This is a genomic window from Rhizocola hellebori (genome assembly GCF_016862955.1).
In the GTDB taxonomy this organism is placed as follows: domain Bacteria; phylum Actinomycetota; class Actinomycetes; order Mycobacteriales; family Micromonosporaceae; genus Rhizocola; species Rhizocola hellebori.
Genome location: NZ_BONY01000076.1, coordinates 1 through 18,696, shown reverse-complemented (window position 1 = coordinate 18,696; position 18,696 = coordinate 1). Strand labels below are relative to the sequence as shown.

Genomic DNA, 18,696 nt, shown 5'->3' with positions numbered 1-18,696 from the left:
TGCCGAATACCAGGCGCAGCATATCCGAGAAGGTAGAAGTCCGTGGTGGGCAAGCGTGGTCCAGCGCCAACCGACAGTCGGTAACGCCGGGCTCCGATGGTTTAGGAGCCAGTTCGATCTGGTTGAGGTCGAAGAGCTCGACGATGACATCAGGACCGAAACTCGAGATAACCGAGTACCACAACTCGACAACGTCCATGGCGTCTTGCGTGGTTGCGTAAGAAGCGGGATACGTTCATCGGCTGCCATTGGCGCAACTGAGTATATAGTAGTCGGGAAGGTTACCTTTGCTGGTCGCATCGGCCGGAATCACAGCGTTGATTCGTGCGCATGCCTGATCCACTATTGGTCGCCATGCCGGATTAGGCGACTCGGGCGCCGGTCGCAATGCGGTCCGGATCTTTTCTGCCGATTGAATCCGCCTAAGTAACTCATCAGCGCTAGGCAAGGTGAGGTCGTTTTGGTCACCCGCTGCGGCTTCGTCGATCGCGTATTGCGTAGCACGGAGCGCTTTTTCGCGATCGCCCCGTTCAGCGAACGCTTTTGCGAAGACCATGTAGGTATCTGCTAGCCAGCGGTGCACCTGTGGAGAGTCGCGGTACGGTCTCGGGGTCTTGCCTAGACGCGTGACAGACTCTTGCAATACTGCGAGCCGTTGATCGCTGTCAGGTTTGATCAGTTGCGATAGTCGAAGGGAGGCGAACGTGGCGGCGCATAAACCATTTCGTCCAGGGAGAGCGCTGGGATCGCGCCCAAGCTGGTCGGCTGCAGCCATGCCGAACTTTATGCCACGTTCGAAGTGCCGAGCCGACTCGACTGCATCTGGCTTAAGTACGCCGGCGTTGTTTTCGAAGGCCGCAAACGTTGCGTTCTCTTCAGGTGTTTTTGGCTCTTTGCCGTTGCGCCATTGCTCGTCGGCTGGGCCTAGCGCGGTGAGTCCCTTGACGGTGGCCGCCGGCTTGTATAGGCCAAGCAGTGCTTCCTGCTCTATGGGCGGGCGATGGTACAGGTAGTTAACGCCTAGCGTCTGCTGCTGGATTTCTGTGTGATGACTGCGAAATAGGGTGAAGCTGGTCTGCACTTGCTCCCCGTATACCGCGGAAACCTCGATATGTTCGGAAGCTTGAGCTGGATCGACCCGCTCGGGCGCGCCCTTCGTCGCAGGATAGCGGAACAGTTCGAACTTAGCGCTTTTTTCGACGAGAGTGCTGATTGGCGGTAGCTCGAAGCGCTGCGGCAGCGAAAGCGGTGACGACGGGCGGAACTCCTCCCCCGAGAACTCTATGGAACTGTAGCCCCACGGATCTCCGGCGAGAGGGATTGTGGAAGTAAGGTCCTCGTTCTTTTCGTACCACCGAAACCAGCCATCCATCGCGGGGCCGCGGCATGGAAACTCCACCGCGGTCGGCTCTGGAATGTCTAGATATGTTGGCCAGACCCGGCCGTGCCGGATGGACGTTAGGAAGAAGCTCATAGGTTGCGAGAACAGCATGTCATGGGTGATCCGCACTTCCATGACAGAACCGTCCTGCGGAAGAGTATCTATCTGCGCCGATACTTCGAGTTCGCGGATCGGCTGCTGGCGTATCCGCTCAAACTCCACCGCACGTTCGCGGATTGTCCGATCTGCCGTTTCGCGCTGCTGCAGATCTCCGATGTTCGCATCTTGGACACGTTTACCCAGGTACAGCGAGACCGCTCCCGCACCTAGAGCGAGCACGACGAGCACGACAAGCCCGGCACGGAGCTGTATGCCACGGCGCCGTCGGCGTACTGATGCTGAGAGAAAGGCCCGTGTCAGGGGACCGAGATCCTCCTGAGATGCAGCGGCACTCCATGCTTTCGCGACCTTCAGCTGGCTTCCGTGATACAAAACGGAGGCATCGCGCCGTTCGCGTTCCCAGGAGGCGGCGGCCTCTTCCAGGTTCTGATGGATCAGGCGACTGGAGCGGTCAGCGTTGATCCAGCCGTGTAACCGCGGCCAGCTACGTAGCAATGCTTCGTGTGTTATCTCGACGGTGTCCTGTCGCAGGGTGAGAAGGCGCGCCTGTGTAAACGCGGACACCACCACGGCGGAGACCGAGCTATCAGTGCTTCCGTGTACCAGGTCAGCGTGAGCGATGGGCCGTCTGATGTCCTCGGTTCCATCTCCAATCTTGATCAGACGGAGGAAGATCGATCTCGCCACACGTTGAGCGGCTGCGTCCAGACCGCTGAACGTATGATCAGCGGTGGTGGCAATTGCCCGTTGGATACCTCCAGTATCTTGGTAGCCCTGCACGGTGATGGTGGCGCCGTTTCGTTGCTGCCAGCTCGCTCGCAAGGCGTGGGCAAGGAGCGGGAGCCGACCAGGTTCATAGCTCGCCGTGGCGTCATCGCCGTCTGCGACCCCTAGGTCGCGCATGAGCAGTTCTATGAGCCCAGGCTCAAGATCTAATCCTTCAGTTTGAGCTGGATAGAGGATCGCCTCACGCAGCTCTGTAGTGGACATCGGGCCGGCCAGCAGAGGCCTATCCTGCAGCGCGAGGCGAAGTTGCGGGTCCTCGGTGCAAGCGGTGTAAAAGTCAGCCCGGACCCCTATCACAACAAGTCCTGCAGGACGCTCGTCGTCGGCTTCGGCTCGTACGCCAGCGATCTGGCAGAGCAAGTCCACGAATGAGCGGCGTCGTGAGAGATCACTGCACAACGTGAACAGCTCTTCAAACTGGTCCACCACTATCACTGCACGCGCCTGTAGATCCTTCTCGCCAGTGCAGTGTCGCACCGCCTCGCGAAGCGCCTGGATACATTTGCGTGGGTCAGTCGTAAGGTCGTCGACTGCCGGTGCTGCCTCACCGATGAGAGAGCTGATCTGCTCAACGAGAGCATGTATCGGATCGACGCCAGGAGTAAAGACGATCTTCGGCCACCGAGCCGAGCCTGGCAGAGCTCCGCGGTCCAATGTCGACAGCAGGCCTGCGGACAGCAACGAAGACTTTCCGGCACCAGACGGCGCCAGGACAACCTGCACGCCACCGGTTCGCAGACGTTCGTCAAGGCGGCCGATCAGCTCTGCGACGAGCTGATCTCTTCCAAAGAACCATTGCGCCTGCTCACGTCCGAACGCGGCCAGCCCCGGATAGGGGCACTCCTGGCCGACTGCGCCGGACATGGCACGCTGCCGGCCACCTACCCCGTCGCCGTAATAAAGATGGAGGTCTCGGGCGGCCTGGTGAACGCGAGCCTCACCCGAGGCATGAGCCTCAAGGTGAACACCGCCCGCGCGCAAGGAATCAGGCGAGGAAGGAGTCGACGGCTCCTCATCGGATGTGACCATCGAGTCAACGCTCAGAAATTTGCTGATCGTGCCCAGCCTGAAATACCCGACCGTGATCGGTCGCCACGGCATTCATGGTGAGCGTCCCGATTCGAGTCTGTCCCGTCGGAGTCAACAGCGGGGTCAGGACCTCGTCGAGTAACGCTCGCAACTCGACGCCGAACGTGGGATTGTCATGCAGTAGCTGATGTAAGCGGCCCTGCCATACACCGGCCAACACAGTTTCGACGTCGGTTCTTCCGGCCTGACGTGCATTGACCAGTGCCGTACGCAGCGCGTCGAGGTCTGCTTCGATAGCGGCAGTATGCTGCGGGTAGAAGCGGCGCCACAGCGTAATCATGCCTGTGCGGGCCTGCTGCCAAACATCAGTCGCCATCGCCGACACCAGGGCCGTCCCAGCGGCCACAACGATCGGATCCACCCTGTCTCCCTCAGCCGAAACTTCGGTCAATACGAACGTGAGCATGTTGACATTGTTAGCGTAGGCTGTCCGCCGCCGGCCTCGAGGTAGTGTCGGGAATCCGCCCTGCCGTCACCGTCCACACAAGATCTGTGCTTAGGCCACCGGGTCAGACGGCATCAACATCCCTCTCCAGGCCGCAGGGCCGGCGATGTGATCGACTGCCTGTGTGACACGGAAGTGGAGCGGAGAGCGTTCCCCGTACATACGGCGCCTATGAATACGTGACCCGGAACCATTCAAGAGTTACCGTTCCAGGATTGCCCGAATAATAAGAGTAACCGTCGACGCCCACAAGACTCAGGTAGTCGCCAGCGGTGATTTCGACCTCGGTCTGTGAGCCAGCAGCGGCAGTCTCCACTTCCAACAGTGTTGCCTTATCGCCAGTATCGGCGATGATCGCGAAAGCATCCGACTGCCTGATATCTTGTCCGTTCCATGTTGGACCGCCATTGCGGAACGCATAGATTGCAGTTCGCCAGGTCAGGATCCCTTTGGGCGCGGGGGCATTCTCTGGATATGTTGAATACGAACCTTCTCGATAGACGAATCTGTATCTGCCGGAATCGGGGACAACTATCCTCGTTCCATCGCGAACATCGCCCTTGATCCGGATCAATCCGAGTGATTCCAGATGCTCTATTGGTCGAACATGCGGCGAGGATGTGCTCGTTGAGGCTTGTCCCAACGTCGGTGAAGTGGCGGCGCTCGGAGGGCGGGCGTTGGGATCTGGTATTGGTTCTCTGCCCATCCATACGAAAATGCCAATGATCGCACCCAATAGAGCAGCGAACGCGCCAACGAGTGCAGCTATCGAATTTACCTTTCGCACCCAGGACGGCGCAGGGCTGTCGCCTGGCTCTGGCTGTAGTGGCGTGTACATCGACACGATCGAAGTATCGATGACGTCGATACTCGGATCTCCTCATGCACACGGGCACGCTCGCATCGTGATCAGGCCGAAAAACATAGTTGATCGACCTCGAAGTGCGGCCAACTAGGTGATGCCTTGCAGGCACATCGAGGCCCGGCTGGTCGATCCAATAGTCAGCATTGCGGCAGGGTGCCACAATGTGTGGACCTAATGGATGCGCAGTGGGGTCTATCGCGGTGGCGGCGTTGAAGAGCTCGGCCGGCAAATTGCTGATTGCAGGTCTGTTTGGCATTGCAGCGTTTGCGACTGTATACCTTTTGGCTGGCATCTGGATACCGACACTGTTGACCTGGATGACTGGCTTAATGTCAGTGCGTGTTGGGCAGGACGCTCTCAACAACATTCGCGAAATGGGAGCATTCGGCGTGGCGTTGATATTCGGCGGCTGGACATTTAGGACGCTGCTTGCGAGGTGGGCCATTAAGCGACGAGCTGTCGCGGATGCCGCCTCTTCAGCTGGTGGCGAACTGCAGGCCCTTGCCACCGTGATTCACCGGCAATGGACGCAAGAAATGGGCAGACAGGGCGTTGCCAAAGGAGGTGCGCTTGATCTGTATTGGGTTCGCCTCGCATCGCTGCATACGGGCGAGCGACTAGGGGTGGCAAGGCCACGAAACGACACGATGGGTCGAGGGCGGCTAACTGAGCTCTCGGTTCTAGTCGCGTCGATTCCATCACAGCAGCTGGTAGTCCTTGGTGGTGGGGGTTCAGGAAAGACCATCGCGGCGATGCTGCTACTCCTTGACATGGCGGATCCGAACCGAAGTCACAGTTCTGTCCCCGTGCTGGCACCATTATGCGACTGGGCGGCTGATGAGCAGCATCTCGAAGAATATCTGGCATCGAGGATCGAGGCAGAGTATCCGTTTCTGCGCAAGCGGAATGCAGAAGGTGACTCTGCAGCTAAGAGGCTGATTTTGGAGGGAAAGATTGTTCCCATACTCGACGGATTCGATGAAATGCCGCCACAGCAGCATGAGAGAGCGATCGCCGAGATCAACGCGGCGATGACCGGCAAGCCGTTTGTGCTGACCTCTCGTTCTCCCGAATTCACCTACGCTGTCATGTCGACGGGCCAACTGCTAACTGAAGCCCTCATTATCGAGATTTCCCCTCTTACGGTGAGCCAGATCATCCGCTACGTCTTGAGTCGTGCTTCTGAGACGGACAATCGCTGGAGGGAGGTGTTCGCGCACCTAAACGCTTACCCGGCGGGGCAACTAGCGGTGGCTTTGTCGGCGCGGAACCCTGTAGTGGATACCGTCGACGCTGATGACTTCGCTGCGATCCCCGGCCGAATTTAGGCGCCCTCGCCGCAGTCGGTCACGGAAAGCTCTGCAGGTACGGTGCGCTGCAGGTGAGCGGTGTTCGGTGGGGATTCGGAGTCAAGTTGCGTCAGGCCTTTCTCGCCGAGCCGCCAGAATCTGCCGGTCTCTTCGAACTCCAGCGCCACTGCGGCGTAGCCCAGCCACTGCTCGCTTGTCGAGGCGAAGCGCTCGCCCGCAGGAGGGGCGATCCGCATGGTGCGGCCGGAACAGGGCGGTAGATCTTCGATCCGAGCCTCGGCGACGCGGCCGGATTCGAGTGGAACGAGCAGCCGCATCCGCCGCAGCGGGACTGGCGACCGATTCTGCACGTTGATGTCGATACCCGCCGGCCGTATGCTGCTAAAGTCGGTGCCGACTGTGGCCCACAGGGCGACACGGGAGCTGTAGACGCGTCGTTGGCGTTCTTGCGTAACCGTGTTGAGCGCGATCTGCTGCTCGTTGAGGGTCTTTTGCGCGTCCCACGCCTTGGCGGTGTAGACAAGCGCGGCAGCGGATCCGATCAACGCAAGCAAGGCAAAGACAGCCCCGGCTGTAGCCATCACAGCCTGCCATCGGGTGTGTTTGAGGTCCGTTCTCTCGTACACCGAAAGGTGGTCAGTCGGGACGTTGATCCCTGAGCGGCTGCGCCGCCACTCGCGCCTTACCATGTCGGGCACGACTTGAGGAATTCGGCCGTGGTGAAGTTCTTGTAGATATACGCCCCCGCTGCGTCGACCTCCCCCAGCCGCTGCCGGATGAGCCCATAACGCTGGGCCTTGAGGCGCGACACGTCACTGTCACTCAACCGAGAACGCGCATCAGGACGGGGACACAGCGGGGTTGTGACCCGGAAGGGACCATTGCGCCGCCGTACGAGCTGGGTATGTTTCGCACCGCCAACCGTGTAGTCGACGGCGAGGTCGAATTCGTAGGCGAAGGTGACTCCGCTCATGTCCATCTCGACGGTGATCTGATCCTTGGCTTTGACCGGGATCACGTGAGCGCCGAAGTACGGCTCGGTCTTGATCTCGCCGCTCACGGTCTTCTCATGGGCGATCGGCGCCGCGGCGTCGAGGTGGAAGGCGATGTTGACGAAATCGCCGCCTTCGTTGCCCTCCAGGAAGAGCAGGCCATCAGGAGGGCATACGACCCGCTTGTTCACGACGCGGATGTCGTGGATCGTCAGTCCACTCGACCGCAGGTTGTAAAGCGATAGCTCCAGGACTGCCCCGTCGTAGGAAAACGCGCCGCCGTCGTCGAACGCGCGTGAGAACGATCCGAACGCATCCGTCCCCTGCGCCGTACCGGCGAGCTCTGGGAAATTCTTAGCCGAGCTAGCCGGCAGAGCAAGGTTCCAGCCAGCTCCGCCACCTTGCTGGTGCAGGATCTCGACCTTGAGATCGTCACCTCCGCCCGTGGCCGGGTTCGACACCGGGCCGTTCGCGCACGCGGGCGCAATGCCGGGGGAAACGGAAGCGGGCACGGTACCTGGGACGGACGAGGCGGCGTCTTGCGACCGAGCGGGCGCGTGGGTGCCGCATGCGGCCACGACGAGGAAAAGTGCGGCGGCCAATGATGTTCGAACAAGATGGCGGACCTGCATCCGCGCGAGACTACAGCGTGTGAGCGCTGGTGACTAATCATGTCGGAGTCAAGACATCGATAGCGTGACTCGCCGCCGGGGCAGCAGTCCACAGCAGATCAACCCCGTGTCACCAGTCCACTCCCGGAGTCGCTGCTCCTAGCGAACGCCGGACAGTGAGGCTTACCACCGATACCGAACGGGATTCCACTCGGTCCAATCCGGCCGCGACTCGCCGCCGCCATCCAACCGCGAGGAACATCGCGCCGGCGGCCAGTGAAGTTCTCGGCCCAACGACCCCAGAGCTGTTCGCGAACGGCTCCAGAGCGAAACAGCCAACGGCGTCCGATAAGGACTCATCGACCGAGACGCAGCCGGAACACATCGGAGTTCGCATGTAAGCACTGAGCTGATCGCAGGCCGATCCGGAGGTTTACAAGCACACAGTCAGGCCGTTGATGGGTGACGCACTAAAGCTCGTATCTGATGAGACCAAGACCCAGATCACCGCTCTCGTCATTGCTTGGTGGCGGCACCGCGGCCCACGCCTTGGCTTGATCGATTTCTTCGGGCAGGCTAGCACCACCGCCATGATCCGCCGCAACGCGGACGCTTCGACTCTCCGCCGCAGAGCAGCATGCCGAGCACCTCCAGGCACCGCCTCTACCGAGACGAGACACCATGATCGAGTAGATCGGACGCTGCGCGGAGCGAACCGTGACGGACTCACCCGGCACAACCACTGCGACACGAAGGGACACCAGTGACCGATCTCTTCCCCGACCAACAGCACCGGAAAGATGCCAGCGCGCAGCGACGACCGCGTCCGAAACGGGTTCCCTAAGAAACAGCACCGGCAAGAGAGATCTGCGCGCAGCGACGACGACGTCCGAAACGGGTTCCCCACCAATGCGCGCGCCAAGGAGATCAGGTCGGCGCGACGACGGCGTCCGATGGCGGCCAGCGCAGTCGCAGGACCGAGCACCATCGTCTCGCGCTCACCAGTTCGTTCTCCAGGCCAGCGGCACGGGCAAGGGCCGCCTTGCCGATTCCGTTGTGGAGCGCCTGGTGTAAGACTGGGCCAGTGGCACATGACGACACAGCTGTCAACATGGATGATGTCTTTAAACGGGAGCCTGCTAGCTGGGGCCTCCGCGGGGACCCGCATGTATGGCGTGCTCTACGTGAACATCTGTCCGGTCAAGACATCCCAGGTTCGGCCGATGAGGTGGCTAGCCTGCTAAACCGGGGATTCACTGAGCTCGTCGGTCTCGACCTCCTCAGCTACCCGGCCTCCTCGGTATACGTAGAGCGTTACGCACGTGGTGGGATGTCGAGCGGGATGGTCGATCTCGACACGTGGCGACGCCGGCTGATGCCGCTGCTAGTGAAGCGCGCCCAGCGGCTATTGGAGGCGCCGCAGTAGCAGCGGTTGCCCGACATGACACATGCGCCGTCCGATAACGAAACGGCTATGGAGCGTTTTCACCAGGTGACGTTGCCGCCCTAGAACGGCGGCGACCACCTGCCGGCCCAACTCGGCATTTCTCCCACCGTGGGCCACACCTTCGCCCTACCTGGGACCCTCGGGTCAGGCCAGAGGCATCCAACCCATTCGCATTCAGGGATCGCACCTTCCCAGTCGTCAGTACAACGGTCGGCCCAATCACGGCCCACCACCACGGGTCGGACCAGCAATCCGTCAGCAGTGTCCTGCACCCGCAGGACCAGGCCCAGCCCATCGATACCTGGATTGGCACGCGGCCCGTAACGCAAACCACCACCCATGGATCCAGACACGTCGAACAGCCACCGCTCCAGTTCGGCAGGGTTACCGCCGGTCAACTCCATCCCGTCCAGAGTTATCACAGGCCCTCGAACGGCGTCAGCCGCAATGCAGAACAGCCGCCCGGACTTGTCGAAGTACTCGTATAGTGCTGGTTCCGCCGGGCGGGAACCCAGTTCGATCCCCACGATCTCTGGAAAGTACGGCTCAGCCTGGAACCGGCGAAGCTCATACGCCTCGGATTGCGCCGACGCAGCCTCGTCCATGGTCATACCGAACCGCAGCGGCCCAACACTCTCCAACGGTATAGCCACCCACCACGACCGGAATCGCCCGTTGATTCCTCCAGAATCTGGCGGCGTCATCCCACCCCGCACCTTTCGCTGATCGCCGGTCACATCAGCTGGGATCATCTCATCATCAACAAACAAACACGGGCATCAAGACCCTCGATCCTGCGGTCATGGAGCCATTGCGGACAGCCGCGACCTCGTCTCGAAGCGGAATCCGCACGAGGCTAACCGATACACCCACTCTATAGAGGAGCCGTCGCTGTTCGACATACCCAGCCCACGGCTGCCGAAGCCGAGCCGCCAGCCCTCGCCCCCCTCCACCCAATGCGGATCGAGCCATCAACGCGCCGACTGATCTTTTGGTGCTGTCCGTCCGCCAAGGACTATAGGACGGTCGTTCGTGTTGTTCCTGATCATGTGCGGTATCCTTTAGGATCAACATAATCAGGAGATCTAGTGAACGACGCCGATGAGCCTATGGTTGTCCTCAGGAGTCCTTCGAGCCATCAGCGGCATCGTGTCGGGATTCTATCGTATATGGATAAAAGGATTGATGCAGCATTGCGGTTCCTCGTCTTGAGGTTAAACACGATTCAGAGGAATTTCGAATTTGAGTTCATCCCCTTCGACTCGAACGATCGCTTTCTGGCGATGCTACGTCCGGGTATGCTCGTTGATCGAGAGGAACTGCGCAGCGAGTGCGCGGCTTTCCGCGCCAGACAGATGGCACTATTCCTTGACTACAACGAGGGATTCCAAACTACAGAGCCTGAGCCTGGGCATGTGATCGTGTTATCGACCGCACGTTTCTCCGACAATCACTACAGTATGCGCAGCAATGGCGTCTCCGTCGTTGCCCTCGGCAACTGGCGCCGAACGATGGCGCCACCGTCGATATTGGAGTTCGTTCTGACCTTGGTAGTCCGCGAGGCATTAGCATGCGTAAGCCGCCGGCTGAGTGGATCGGTGCATCTCGGCACGAAAGGCTGCCCCTGCGATGTGACACCCCTACTCGCCGACGCGCGCCAAAAAGTGCTGTCGTCCTACCTCTGTTCCTATTGCAGGACGTTGCTGGCGGAGGACGGTCTGGTGGCTCTGATTCCAGCGATCGAGAAAATGCTGGACAAATCGTGGCTGGGCACGCCTCACGACCAGTCCTCACCTGCAGGAATCGCCTCTGCCCTGGGACATGATCTTTTCATTGTCAAAGGCTTGCGCCCGACGCTATATGAAACGATTCGCATCACTCTTCGGCAAGAGGGCATTAAGCAGCTAATCTCCACGGGTGCGACGATCCTCGCCACCATTCTGGTCGCTATCATCCTGGTCCGGTTGGGGTTGAAGGTTTAATCGTATCGACCAGAAGATCGGGCGGCGGCATCCACTGGCGACGGCGACCGGTAATCCTTCCTTAAGAGACAACAACGGACTCAATGCAAGAGGCGATGCCGGTCTACGATGATCCCTTATTGGACAAGGGTTACCCTCGCCAACGCACCTCGCCGCGGTCGAGCCGACAACACAAGATCAGGCGGGAAACCTCGGCTCACAGGCCTTTGTCGTTGAACGAGCAGCGGTGCTTGAGTAACTAGTTCCTCGACTCTAAGGCATCGGCGATGCGGCTGAGCTGCTCAGCTAGTGCGATCAAGGCGTACACTTGCGCCTCAGCTACCTTCACCGGGGCGTTTTCATCTAGAGGACCGATGTCGTTGAGAATCCGGCGTGCACCATCTTCGGAGTTGTATCTATCCACATCCACCACCCCGCTGACGGGAGTTCATATGCCCAGTCGGGTGAATGGTTGAGCGTAGGGCAACACCCTATGGTAAATCTTGCAACGCGAGGCCCTGCCGGCAGTCCGCTGACCGTTGGCTCAGCGTTCAACCGGACGTGGCAGGTTTGACGGTGACGGAACTGGCCAGCTCGCCGGCGACGGCGGGACGCCGAAGGCCGAAACGATGCCGGCAGCGCCGAAGACGACCCCGATCCCGAGGGCCACGATGAGCGCCATTGCCCAGGAGACTTTGCCCAGCAGCGCTCCGATGCCGATGACAGTGATCGCGACGGTCGCCAGACCACGGCTAGTGTTGCCGATGACCCATCCGTTGATCTGCTCGAAGATGGCCCCGATAGGAGTGTCCGGCTCGGTTCCGGCGCGCACATAGGTCAGGCACGCCCCGACGCTCTGGGGTGTCAGCTGTGCGGGATCCAGGGTGCACGGCGAATCCGGTTGCGGGTCGGGCGGCGGCAACGAGCCGGCCAGGATCATTTCCGCCGTGGCGCGTAGCTCGTCAATGCAGGCGTCGATGGCGGTGATGGTCACTGTGTCCGGCAAGGCCAGACACGGCGCCGGTGTCGGTGTCGGGACGGCGTGCGCTTGGGTGTGCACGGCGATAGCTGACACGAGTATCGCCGCGGTCAATCCAGCCAGCCATCGCAGTTTCATGCGTCGATGAGACAATGCGGCGGCCGTCGATCGCAACAGCTACCTGACCTATGCGCTAGCCGCGAAGGTCTTGCGCAATGTCCATTTCAAGCACGGCCGCCAGTTCGATAAAGACCCTTTAGGCGCGGTCTGTGGTGTTCCGATGAGGACAACTCCTCTGTGAATGTCACAAAGATCGTTACATCTCAGTCGATCATGGCTTTGAACACGTTTCCACCACGCACATGGACCCGTGAGTGAGACACTTGCCGGTCGATGAAGGAGACGATTGCGGGCTAGCCGCTCCCGCACGCACTGCCCAGATCCCTCGGTGCACGTAAACTCAGGTGAGATATGTCGGAATTTGCTGTTAGTTTGCGCGGTGACTGACATCGGGGCCGATGCCCGGCCCGCATCCACCGTGATGCAGGCGTTCGACTTAGGACGATCAAAGCATTCCGTCATCGCGTGCGGGCTGTGTGGCGAGGTCCGTCAGATGACCCGGACACATATCCCTCCGAAGGCGGCCGGTAACCGCAGCACAGTGGGAAGGTCCAGACTCCTGGTCAAGGGCAACCAGCAGGCGTCAAGAACCCGCACAGTGGACGGTGGTCTCCATGTCTACGGGCTGTGCGTCGACTGCAACAATCTTGGCTCGTTGTATGACGGTGCCTACAGCAACATGGCCAATGGCTTGCATGGGCTCTGGGCACAAACGTTAGGTCTGCGCCTTCCTGCCCAGCTGACACTCCCCGCGATCACGGTAAAACCCGGTGGCGTGGTCAGATCCATCCTGATCGGCTTCGCTGGCCTTGCACCCCACATCCGTACCCAGCATCCCGAGCTCGCCGCCGCGCTGCACCACCGCGATCTTTCGGCGGTTCTGCCTGAGGGCCTGCGTTTGTGCCTGGCTCTGGCCCGCGGCCTCACGGCCCGCATTACGAGCGGGATCGGGGGAACCTTCCTCTTTGGGCCGCCGCTGGATGGCAAGCCCCCAGGGATTATGTCCTTGGCGCAGGCCTACTTCCCGCCAATGGCCTGGCATCTCGCCCCAACCGACCGGTCCCTGCTCGACCTACAGGGATGGGCGGATGTGTCCAGCTGGCTGGCCTACGATCCCGACATCGAAGTGCCGCGGCCTACCTTGGTTCGGTCACTCCCGCCAGTGGTGCATCCGCTACACGACCCATACCAAGCTGATGATTGGCTGGAACTCGTCTCCTTCGACGCCACAGAAATCGTCGAAGCAATCCGCCTGCCACGAAACCTTCTCAGCTGACTACCCGCCCGATCCGTAGCTTCGTACCCAACAGGCGAAAGGTCGGTCATGTAGCAGCGCGCTGTGCCCGCTCACCGTCAACGGTCAGATCCTGCTGGCCGACGCTGGCGACGATCGCACCGTACGGCTGTGGGAGCTGGCAATTGGACATTGCGCGGTTGTGAGCCCAGTGCATCATCAAGCGCTAGACATTGTCCGAGTGGCAGCCTGTCTCATGATCGGACTTGATGCCGGCGTCCGCCCACCCCTTCCCCAGCGTCATTTGAGGGTCCCTCTGTGTCGCCCGCACGACGGCGCAGCTCATGATCCCGTTGTGGCGCAATGATCTTCGCCGCTTCTCTGATAGCCAACGGTTATCGGGCGCCGCCGTCGCTTTGCGACGTCTGATCTTCTCCGGCGCGGCTTTGACTTTGGTTCGTGGGGGAACGGTCACAGGACGAACTCGCGGCGCGCGCCGCCATGCGCCACTGCCTTGCACCGTTGTGCAAAGCGGCGTGTTCGACGGCTGATCACGCGGTTGCCGTGAGCTCGTCGTCCGCGTTCATGGTTGGCAGCTCGTGTGGGTGCGCCCCGACGGTGTATGGCGTATTGGCGTAGGCGCGGTGTCGTCGTTCCGGCTATGTTGCCGCTTGGCTGCGCATTGTGTGGCGGGCCGCCGGGGCCGTACCCGAGACATCCGATCGCCAGCCCGAAGCCGGCTACCAGCGCTGGAGGATGCCGCGGACGTCGTCGCAGGTGACGGCGACCCAGCCGGTGCCGGAAGGATCCCAGAACCGGTTGGTGCTCACCTTGCGGGCACGCCCGTCGCCGTCAGGGCGCAGGATCTCCGCGGTGAAACCGCCCGCGCCAGCCGAGCTTTCGTAGTTGCAGATGACCTCGCGGCCGGGGCTGAATCCGGTGATTTCCACGCCGATGCGGGCACAGTTGTCTCCGTCGGTGCAGCCGTCGCCTTTGTACACCACCACTTTGCGGTCACCGGAAGCGGCCTGCTGGAACGGCGGCCACTTGACCGCCGCCGCGAGGCTGAAATAGCCGATGGCGGTGGCGGCGACGGTGCACGCCGCCGTCACCAGCGTGCTGGTCTTGGAGATCCAGGAGGGGTTGGACTCGCCCGAAGTCATTCCCAGATTCTTGTCAGGCGACAAGCGCCGCTTCAATCGGCCGAAGGTCGATGGTGCGGGAGAGGCCGAATGATGAGATCATCGATCGCAAAGAACAACGGCTATATGACGTGCAGGATCTCTCTCCGCGCGCCCAGGAATGTCCACCGATCTGCGATGTGGCACGCCAGATTGTCAGCGGGTTCGTGGAGCGCGGCCAACCCTGTCCCGACCCTCACCTGTACCGCGACCTAACCCAGGTCGGCAGTAGGCGGAAAGCGGCATCCGCCTACCGCGTTGGCTGGGTCGTAGGCGTGGAGGGACTATTTGATGCTTCAAGCATTCACGTGCGGCTCTTGTGTTCGACGATGCCGAATTCGGCGAGGGCAGCTGCATCTACTTCCGCCTGGCCGAATTCCGCGGGGGGCACATTCGGTTCAACCGGGCGGCGTTCAGCGGCGGTTGGATCACCTTTGACAGCGCCCGGTTCACAGGTGCCCAGGTAAGCTTCCGGGAAGCCCGCTTCAGCGCCGGGGAGATCCATTTCGAGGACGCCGAGTTCGCAGCCGGAACCGTCGACTTCGCTGGGGCCTACTTCACAGGTGCCACCGTCAACTTCGCCGAGCAACACCATCCGACCGTCTACACAACAGCACCCGCTGCCCGATTCTGCGGTGCGACAATCGACTTCAGCAACGCCGCGAAATACTCACACCCGCCACAATTCGACACCGCAAGGACTATGCAGGGGTGTTAATGCCAGTGCCTCGTGTTGTCCCATATCCAGATCACCGCACCGACCCAAACCAACCGTGATCACCGATCGGGCGAGTGTCGCCTCCAACCCTGATCTTCTCGATGCTGTCCATAGGGGAACCCGCTACGAGAAGACGATCGTGCGAGCGAAGCGACGCACGATTCATCGTTGCCCGCAAGGGCAACCTTGGGTTCTTGCGGTGATCGCAACACCCGAGGTTCAGTAGGTCGGAATGATCCGTCTGGGCGACGCGGTGGTGTTGAGGTTAGCCGGGCATAGCGAGGGCGAACGCGTGGCACCCGGCCATGCTGGTGACAACCAGCCCATGACCGTCGGGCCACCAGCAGACGGCGCGTAGGGGGTCCTTGAGTCGCATGGCGCAAAGCGGGTTCGAGGTTTCCACGTCCCAGATGCGCACGACGCCATCGATGCCGGTGGCGGCGGCGTACAAGCCGTTGGGGGCGATGGCGATTGCGGTCAGCTCGGAATGGCCGGCCGTGAGTTTGTGGCGCTGCTGGCCGGTGGTCACGTCCCATAACCTGACTGACCCGTCGCAGCTGGTCGTCGCGAGCCACGATCCGTCCGGGCTGATCCCAACGCCGGTTACGGATATCATGTTTCCGCTGAGTTTGTCGGTCTGCGTGCCGGTGGCGACATTCCACACACGAATCGTTTCGTCCCATCTGGCTGATGCCAGCCATGTGCCATCTGGGGAGATTGCCACCGCATTGACCATGTTCGTGTGGTCGGTCAGGATGGCTCGAGGTTCGCCCGTTTCGGCGTCCCAGATCCGGACGGTCCGGTCATGGCTGGCACTGGCCAGCCAGTTGCCGTCCGGCGCGATCGCCACGGCGGTGATCCAGCTCCTGTGACCTCTCAAAGTCATACGCGGTTCACCGGTGACGGCGTCCCATATCCTGACGGTGTCGTCATCGCCCCCGCTGGCCAGCCAGCTTGAGTCAGGCGCGATCGCTGTGGAGTTGATACCTCCGCGATGGCCTCGCAGAACACACTGCACAGCGCCGGTTGCTGTGCGCATCACGGTCAGCTGGCCAACCTGGTGGCCGGTGACCAGCCATTCGCCGTTGCGAGCGACAGCGAGAGCGGATCCGCCCCAGCCACCCGCCCCGACTGATCCGATAGCAGCGTTCTGGGCGGGGCGAACCAGCCGGGCAGAGCCTGTGGAAAGGTGACTGATGAAGCTGTCGACCACATTCCGGAGTTGGAGCACGCCGGATAGGTGGTAGACAAGGACATCGGCCACACTATGGTGTGGGTTCACTGGCCGGAGGATTTCGCTGCGCTGGCCGATGGCGTTGCGGAGGATTCCAAGGGTCGGGTCGTTTGCCCGTTGAAGGTCGGTGACCACGCTGGTCGGACCGAACCGCTTGATCTTTGCCTCCGCCCAACGCAGGTCAAGCAAAAGGCGGTGAAGGTCGTCCTGCATTCCGGCGTGCGACAGGTGATAGGTGATCCATTGCCACTGATATTCCTCGTCGGCCGGGAGGTCCCACCACGGGATGGCATCGCCGTCATCCACGGTTCGCAGCGCACGTAACATGCTGATCGACCGCGACACCAACGATCGATGGGCTACGCGCAACTGCGGCGAGCCCTGCTGATGCTGCAGATAGGAGCGCACCACATCGTGCAGGCGCAGGCCTCGACCCGGCCGGTAGTCGCCAAGTAGCGACAGTTCAGCCAGTTCGGCGCAAGACGCGTGTGTCTGGTCGGTCGATAGACCAAACGTCCCTGCCCATAGCTCAGCCACCGTACGCAGCGGGACTTCCGTATCCTCCGGGAAGACCGCGAGTTGCATAAACCTCTCCCGCAGACCACGATCCAGAAGCGCGAGGCTGCTCTCGATCGTGGCGGTGATTGTCTTCTCGCGGCTGAGCCTGTTGCCGAGGTCGAGGGCCACGAGGCCCCTTGCCATCAACTCGGTGGCCAACTGTTCGCCGGCCATGGCAGGATCGACGCCGTCGCGACGGCTGCGGCGCAGCGAGCCGTTAATGATGGCGATTGGAAGAGCCCAGCCACCCGTCAACGCCAGCAGCCGTGCGGTCGTGGACTCAGGCAGCGATGGGAGATTCGTCAACAGTACAGATCGCGCATGGTCGTAGGTCAGTTCGCTGACCCTCACCGCGACGGCGTCGTCGGGTAGTAGCCCCGGTATCCGGGTCGTGACAAGCCGTGTGACGCCAGAGCCCTCCATGAACGGCTTGAGCTGGCCTGGTTCCCACACGTCGTCGATCACTAACAGCGTGCGGGGCTTGTACTGCAGCAACTCGTGTAGACGACGCCCAGCCTGCTCAGGCGTAGCAAAGGTCGGTCGCACCCCGCCGACCTGCTCACACAGGTCCGCCAGAAGGGCGGTAAGGTCCGCTCCGCGGCGGTCCTGGCCGACCTCGGCCCACAGCAGGCCACCAGTGAAGTACGCGCGGACCGCGTCGCGATGGCAGACCAGCTGCGCGATAGTCGTTTTACCGAAACCACCAGCACCGTAGACGCCGGCAACGCCAACCGTGTTGACCTCACCCCGGGTCAACGCGGCGACCACCGGATCGGTCAACTCGGGCCGATCGACCACAGAGGCGGCAAGCGGCCGAACCATCCATGGCGTCCGCGCCCTGAACTCCTGCGGATCGTGTGCCGGCAGCGTATCTAGGCGATGCTTGACGATCGCGCGAAGCCGTTCAACGAACGCTGCAGACGGCAGCGTTCCTTCCGCCACATCTTCGCATTGAAGATTGTTAAGTGTGAAAAACCTCTTACCCGACAACAACAGTGGCAGGATCGGCTTCTTCAGTTCGGCGGCGTGCGTGAGTTCTACCTCCACCCAATGCGACTCCTCCGCCGCAGGCGACATGACTACGATGAGCGCCGCCGAGGTCTCGATCTTGTTGCGCAACACATCACGCCATCGCTGCCCGTTGGCGACCTGGCGATCGAACCACAAGTCGATTCCGGCCGAGGTCAGGAACGGCACGAGCAGATCAAGGTAGGCCCGGTCGGTGTGCGCGTAGCTCACAAAGACATGGCCGGGCGCTCGCAACGTATCCATTCAGCTACTTGCTGAACGGCTGGGGTAGCTCCGTCATGGCCGTTGACGCTACCGAATGCGCGCAACACATGCCGGAGTGGGCACCACAGCAAGCCCCGCGTAGATCCAACTGACAAGATCTATTACGGAAGCGGTCCGAAGCGGATCTACAGATGACTTGCACGACCGTCCGCTGAGCGTTCCGTCTTGGACAAGACCAACGAGCGCAACGAGAAGATCAGGTCGACGCGAAGCGGCGACGGCGTCCGAAACGGGTTCCTACCCGGCCAACGTCAACAACCGCAACGAGAAGATCGGTCGGCGCGCAGCGACGACGGCGCGCAGCGACGACGGCGCGCAGCGACGACGGCGCGCAGCGACGACGGCGCGCAGCGACGACGGCGCGCAGCGACG

The 18,696-nt window shown here is 61.4% G+C and carries 13 protein-coding genes; 5 read left to right on the top strand and 8 right to left on the bottom strand.

The window, feature by feature from the left end; all coding sequences use genetic code 11:
- Positions 1-235: 235 nt before the first annotated feature.
- The 3 genes from Rhe02_RS38920 to Rhe02_RS38910 all read right to left on the bottom strand — a co-directional run bounded on the left by Rhe02_RS38920 (position 236) and on the right by Rhe02_RS38910 (position 4,665).
- On the bottom strand, positions 236-3,316 hold the full coding sequence (locus tag Rhe02_RS38920; protein WP_203913505.1) for an nSTAND1 domain-containing NTPase: 3,081 nt from the start codon (positions 3,314-3,316) through the stop codon (positions 236-238).
- 4 nt (positions 3,317-3,320) lie between these two features.
- On the bottom strand, positions 3,321-3,782 hold the full coding sequence (locus Rhe02_RS38915; RefSeq protein WP_203913504.1) for a hypothetical protein: 462 nt from the start codon (positions 3,780-3,782) through the stop codon (positions 3,321-3,323).
- Positions 3,783-3,990: 208 nt separating this feature from the next.
- Positions 3,991-4,665 (bottom strand): hypothetical protein, encoded by a 675-nt coding sequence (locus Rhe02_RS38910; RefSeq protein ID WP_203913503.1) that lies wholly within the window; start codon positions 4,663-4,665, stop codon positions 3,991-3,993.
- Positions 4,666-4,871: 206 nt separating this feature from the next.
- Here Rhe02_RS38910 and Rhe02_RS38905 point away from each other — a divergent pair, with 206 nt between their 5' ends.
- The gene (locus Rhe02_RS38905) at positions 4,872-6,014 is read left to right on the top strand and encodes an NACHT domain-containing protein (protein ID WP_203913502.1); all 1,143 of its coding nucleotides are present in this window, start codon (positions 4,872-4,874) and stop codon (positions 6,012-6,014) included.
- On the opposite strand, the gene Rhe02_RS38900 is transcribed toward Rhe02_RS38905, so the two are convergent.
- The gene (locus Rhe02_RS38900; protein WP_203913501.1) at positions 6,011-6,577 is read right to left on the bottom strand and encodes a hypothetical protein; all 567 of its coding nucleotides are present in this window, start codon (positions 6,575-6,577) and stop codon (positions 6,011-6,013) included. The genes Rhe02_RS38905 and Rhe02_RS38900 overlap by 4 nt on opposite strands.
- Before the next feature lie 101 nt (positions 6,578-6,678).
- Complete coding sequence (locus tag Rhe02_RS38895) at positions 6,679-7,620, bottom strand: hypothetical protein (protein WP_203913500.1); 942 nt, start codon at positions 7,618-7,620, stop codon at positions 6,679-6,681.
- 2,595 nt (positions 7,621-10,215) lie between these two features.
- Between Rhe02_RS38895 and Rhe02_RS38890 the strand changes: the two genes are divergently transcribed.
- Positions 10,216-11,028 (top strand): hypothetical protein, encoded by an 813-nt coding sequence (locus Rhe02_RS38890; protein ID WP_203913499.1) that lies wholly within the window; start codon positions 10,216-10,218, stop codon positions 11,026-11,028.
- Positions 11,029-11,551: 523 nt separating this feature from the next.
- Here Rhe02_RS38890 and Rhe02_RS38885 read toward each other — a convergent pair.
- Positions 11,552-12,124, bottom strand: coding sequence for a TrbC/VirB2 family protein (locus Rhe02_RS38885; protein ID WP_203913498.1), 573 nt, complete (start codon positions 12,122-12,124; stop codon positions 11,552-11,554).
- Between the two features lie 580 nt (positions 12,125-12,704).
- Between Rhe02_RS38885 and Rhe02_RS38880 the strand changes: the two genes are divergently transcribed.
- Complete coding sequence (locus tag Rhe02_RS38880) at positions 12,705-13,382, top strand: hypothetical protein (protein ID WP_203913497.1); 678 nt, start codon at positions 12,705-12,707, stop codon at positions 13,380-13,382.
- Between the two features lie 698 nt (positions 13,383-14,080).
- On the opposite strand, the gene Rhe02_RS38875 is transcribed toward Rhe02_RS38880, so the two are convergent.
- Complete coding sequence (locus tag Rhe02_RS38875; protein WP_203913496.1) at positions 14,081-14,503, bottom strand: hypothetical protein; 423 nt, start codon at positions 14,501-14,503, stop codon at positions 14,081-14,083.
- Between the two features lie 337 nt (positions 14,504-14,840).
- On the opposite strand from Rhe02_RS38875, the gene Rhe02_RS38870 reads away from it, so the two are divergent.
- Complete coding sequence (locus tag Rhe02_RS38870) at positions 14,841-15,239, top strand: hypothetical protein (RefSeq protein WP_203913495.1); 399 nt, start codon at positions 14,841-14,843, stop codon at positions 15,237-15,239.
- Between the two features lie 265 nt (positions 15,240-15,504).
- Here the strand turns inward: Rhe02_RS38870 and Rhe02_RS38865 are convergent, their stop codons facing one another.
- A complete protein-coding gene (locus Rhe02_RS38865; protein WP_203913494.1) occupies positions 15,505-18,303 on the bottom strand; it encodes a TIR domain-containing protein in 2,799 nt (932 codons plus the stop codon).
- A 186-nt stretch (positions 18,304-18,489) separates the two neighbouring features.
- On the opposite strand from Rhe02_RS38865, the gene Rhe02_RS38860 reads away from it, so the two are divergent.
- Positions 18,490-18,696 (top strand): hypothetical protein (locus Rhe02_RS38860; protein ID WP_203913493.1); only part of this gene is annotated, 207 nt, incomplete at its 3' end.

What these genes read in the sequence shown, in the direction of transcription:
- Rhe02_RS38895 (WP_203913500.1), bottom strand. Translation starts at nt 7,620, where the DNA reads ATGCAGGTCCGCCATCTTGTTCGAACATCATTGGCCGCCGCACTTTTC.
- Rhe02_RS38915 (WP_203913504.1), bottom strand. Translation starts at nt 3,782, where the DNA reads ATGCTCACGTTCGTATTGACCGAAGTTTCGGCTGAGGGAGACAGGGTG.
- Rhe02_RS38865 (WP_203913494.1), bottom strand. Translation starts at nt 18,303, where the DNA reads ATGGATACGTTGCGAGCGCCCGGCCATGTCTTTGTGAGCTACGCGCAC.
- Rhe02_RS38875 (WP_203913496.1), bottom strand. Translation starts at nt 14,503, where the DNA reads ATGACTTCGGGCGAGTCCAACCCCTCCTGGATCTCCAAGACCAGCACG.
- Rhe02_RS38920 (WP_203913505.1), bottom strand. Translation starts at nt 3,316, where the DNA reads ATGGTCACATCCGATGAGGAGCCGTCGACTCCTTCCTCGCCTGATTCC.
- Rhe02_RS38885 (WP_203913498.1), bottom strand. Translation starts at nt 12,124, where the DNA reads ATGAAACTGCGATGGCTGGCTGGATTGACCGCGGCGATACTCGTGTCA.
- Rhe02_RS38900 (WP_203913501.1), bottom strand. Translation starts at nt 6,577, where the DNA reads ATGGCTACAGCCGGGGCTGTCTTTGCCTTGCTTGCGTTGATCGGATCC.
- Rhe02_RS38890 (WP_203913499.1), top strand. Translation starts at nt 10,216, where the DNA reads ATGGATAAAAGGATTGATGCAGCATTGCGGTTCCTCGTCTTGAGGTTA.